General features: G+C 40.5%; 1 protein-coding gene. It reads left to right on the top strand.

Annotation, left to right across the window (positions count from 1 at the left end):
* Positions 1 to 136: 136 nt before the first annotated feature.
* On the top strand, positions 137 to 1,081 hold a 945-nt coding region (locus tag ACTNB3_RS17780), incomplete at its 3' end, for an IS4 family transposase (protein ID WP_441027287.1).

The raw sequence follows: 1,081 nt of genomic DNA, 5'->3' as shown, positions 1-1,081 counted from the left end.
ACTCAAACTTCCCACACCGATAAGGTGTTCTGTACCTTGAAAATTCAATATTTCAGCCAATAAAAAGGGCATAAATAACGCTCTTTTGATATAATGGAATTGTCCAGAAACCACTTTACAAAGGAGAATTTATGCCATGTCCATTATATCACAGAACAACGAGAATGAGGTAGCTATTTTAGATTGCGTTCAGAGATTTTTCTCTTCTCACAAGGTAGGCAGCGTTTTAAAACAATGCAACGGCACCAAGGAAAAAGGAGTTCCTGCTATCTCGCTCCTCAGATATAAACTCAGTAACGTCTTTACAGGAAGAAGCATGTATATGCAGCAGAGAACCGGATCTTTCAAAGAAGGATTCTCAAAGAACACTTTTTATCGTTTCCTGAATTCTTCAAAAACTAATTGGCTCCGCTTTACTTCTTCTCTAGCATCAGAGATCATCAACGGTGACATCAAAAATCTTACTGATGAAAAGCGTGTCAATGTGTTCATAGTCGATGACACTCTCTTTAATCGCACCAGTTGCAAGAAGACTGAACTGGGTTCCAGAGTCTTTGATCATGTTGGAATGAAATTTCGCAAAGGATTCCGTCTGTTGACGATTGGATGGAGCGATGGCAATACATTTATGCCTGTTAACAGTTGTCTTATCGCATCCTCCAAAGAATCAAATCTCATTGGTCCAACGAAAGATTTTGACAAGAGATCTATTGCCGGCAAGCGCAGAAAACTGGCACAGACGAAAGCACCGGAGGTTATGCTTCACCTTCTTGATACAGCCGTTTCAAATGGTATTTCTGCCGATTATGTGCTGTTTGACTGCTGGTTTGCTAATCCGGCGCAGATTACGGCTATCAAATCCAAAGGGATGGATGTGATTGCAATGATCAAGAAAAGCAGCCGCATTCAATATCAGTATGAAGGGCAGAAACTGAACATCAAACAGATTTATGCAAAAAACAAGAAGCGACGCGGCAGATCCAAATATCTTCTTTCTGTCGATGTCATGGTTGGAAAAGAAAATCCAATTCCGGCAAAAATCGTATGTGTCAGAAACAAGGCGAATCGTAAGGATTGGCTT

This window comes from Bariatricus sp. HCP28S3_D3, assembly GCF_052065755.1.
Lineage (GTDB): Bacteria > Bacillota > Clostridia > Lachnospirales > Lachnospiraceae > Allocoprococcus.
The sequence above is the reverse complement of the archived record's forward strand: the minus strand, read 5'-3'. Positions and strand labels throughout refer to the sequence as shown.